Here is a 2,286-nt window from a genome sequence, read left to right on the forward strand (position 1 = left end):
GCCTCGAGCCAGCTCTCGACTGATCGTGGCAGCAGACCGGCCCACCAGAGCAGCGATCGCCCGCACGCCGGTGCCACCCAGATGCAAGTCCGCGATCCGCAGTCGTTCCTCCAAAGACAAGTACCGCCCCGACCTCTCTGCCTCAGGAAGAGGGATCCGCCCACCCGTTGCTTGACGCCAACGCCGTCCAGTTCGTCGATTCACCCCGACAGCATCGCACGCTGCAGTCAGCGTCGAACCTTGAGTCATCAACACCCAAAACCGCGCCCGCTTCTCCACCAGCTCATTCTTCAACCACACGTACAACACCTCACAAAAATCGAGTGTCGCGACGACCGGTTGAATTCGCCAACCCCCTACGGGACGCTCGCGTTCGCAGGGACCGACGGAGAAGTTCGCTAGTTCGCTGCGCAATCAGCGACCCAACGAAGGCTGTTAAGTCCTGGTGGCGGCAGACACCAACGGGCCATCTTGGTCTTGCAGTTATAACTGCAAGGATCTAGGCTGAAGAACGAGGCCGCGCCACGCGCCGCCTCCACGGGCCAGATCCATCAGTCGGATCTGCGGCCACGTCGAGAAGAGAGAAGTGTTGTCATGGCGCCCAATGTGCTTGTAAACGGATCCCTTCTCGTGGATGAAACAGTCCGCCGCTCTGCCGAACTCTTCATCGCGCAAGCTCATGATCGCAACATCACCACGGCATCGTTGACCCTGGATGACGGCACGACTGTTCAGTTGGACCGCACCCTCGCCGAACTTATGCAGTTCGTCATTCGAACGTTGCCTTCGGGCGCAGTGAACGTGCAGTCGGTTCCTTCTGAGATGACGTCAACGACCGCCGCAAGCGTTCTTGGGATATCCCGACCTACACTCATGAAGTTGGTGCAGGACGGCCTGCTCCCCTCGCACAAAGTAGGAGCACATCATCGCTTCAAGCACGCGGACGTCGCCATCCTCGCGGAGGCTCGCCGTGCTGCTCGACTGGATGCCTTCACCAGGCTTCGTGAGCTCGATGACAGCCTCGAGGGGGCAGAGTAGAACAAGGGTGAAACCCAAGTCCACGCTGGACCGATAGCGTGAACGCGTGCACCACGTATTCGTCGACTCCAACGTACTGGGAAGCCGCACCCTCTACGACTGGCTTTTCCTGCTGCGCAGCCAATCCAAGATGTTCAGTCTGAGCGCGACTCCGGACGTGCTTGACGAAACGCATCGCGTGTGGCGACGGAAGCATTCTTCGGCGGGCGGAGAGCTGCGCAGAAACCGCGAAAAAGTCTTTCGTGAGAACTTCGACGAAATCCTCGAGGACTGGACCGGTGGCGAGGCCCCAAACCTGCGGAACAAAGACGATCAGCACGTTCACAATGCGGCCGTTTACAGCCACGCAGACATTCTGCTCACAATGAACATCAAGGACTTTGGCGACCCGGACCTGTTGCCGTATGACCTATATACGCCCGACGAGTTCTTCTGCCTGGTAGAGAGCAGCCACTTGTTTGTTGTCCGGGAAGTCACTCGGACGCAGAACACCTATTGGCAGAGCCGACGCGCCAAAGGCGACTCGGTGACGAGCCTGGCCGAAGCGCTCGAAAAAGCTGGCTGTCCAAAATTCGCGGCAATCGTTGCTGAACACCTTCGGGTGCTGTCGGGGCCGATCTAGCCAACGCCGTCGTTGGGATCCCGCAGATGGTGGCGGCGGTTCACGTCCATGCGGAGTATGCCCACGCCGCCTCACAAGAGCTCTACGGTCCGTCGATCACGTCCGGCGCAGGCTGCCGGCGCCGGTGGCAGCACCACACGCGACTTCTGACGCCGACCACCCGTTTGTGACCCTGATATTGAGGCAGTTCGACCAAGCTGCCGTCTCGCTCGCGAGTGGCCGGCAGGCGGAACTCCGCGATGAGGTTGCCGCTCATCTGCAGGCCCCCGACAGCGACATGGCGCGCATTACTATGACTGGAGTCGGCCGACTGCTGGTCTTTGAGCACGAACTTCATGGGTCAACTTTGAGCGGTATCGACGCTGAACTCTTGTTGTGCTGGAACGCACCTGATCTGACATGACCACGTCAACGAAGTGACTACAGTCTCAGACGTTCTCGGAACACATCCTGCGGGCCGCTGACACGCTTGGCAGACGTCCGCTCCCGCAGGGACGTCCATCCGGACACCTAACCATTCGATCGCTAGCTCTGGGTCCGTTCCCGGAACCCTACGTGCCAGGGTTGGGTGAGGCCAGTAGCTAACAGCAAGTCCGCCGTGTGACGTAGGGCGAGAATCAGGAATC

The 2,286-nt window shown here is 59.9% G+C and carries 4 protein-coding genes and 1 pseudogene; 2 read left to right on the forward strand and 3 right to left on the reverse strand.

Translation table 11 applies throughout. The features are described from left to right. A partial coding sequence (locus tag CXY71_RS20810; RefSeq protein WP_233204303.1) for a helix-turn-helix domain-containing protein occupies nucleotides 1–156 on the reverse strand: 156 nt, incomplete at its 3' end. Between the two features lie 9 nt (nucleotides 157–165). After that, a pseudogene (locus CXY71_RS22480) lies at nucleotides 166–309 on the reverse strand (helix-turn-helix domain-containing protein); the annotation flags it as partial. A 321-nt stretch (nucleotides 310–630) separates the two neighbouring features. Here CXY71_RS22480 and CXY71_RS00225 point away from each other — a divergent pair. Further along, nucleotides 631–1,038: a helix-turn-helix domain-containing protein gene (locus tag CXY71_RS00225; RefSeq protein ID WP_199184123.1), complete on the forward strand. Its 408-nt coding sequence runs from the start codon at nucleotides 631–633 to the stop codon at nucleotides 1,036–1,038. A 157-nt stretch (nucleotides 1,039–1,195) separates the two neighbouring features. Further along, complete coding sequence (locus CXY71_RS00230) at nucleotides 1,196–1,660, forward strand: hypothetical protein (protein WP_368665838.1); 465 nt, start codon at nucleotides 1,196–1,198, stop codon at nucleotides 1,658–1,660. 82 nt (nucleotides 1,661–1,742) lie between these two features. Here the strand turns inward: CXY71_RS00230 and CXY71_RS00235 are convergent, their stop codons facing one another. Continuing rightward, nucleotides 1,743–1,997, reverse strand: coding sequence for a hypothetical protein (locus CXY71_RS00235; RefSeq protein ID WP_104133742.1), 255 nt, complete (start codon nucleotides 1,995–1,997; stop codon nucleotides 1,743–1,745). Nucleotides 1,998–2,286: the final 289 nt, after the last annotated feature.

Origin of the sequence: Cryobacterium sp. Y62, from assembly GCF_002929785.1 — a bacterium.
GTDB lineage: Bacteria > Actinomycetota > Actinomycetes > Actinomycetales > Microbacteriaceae > Cryobacterium.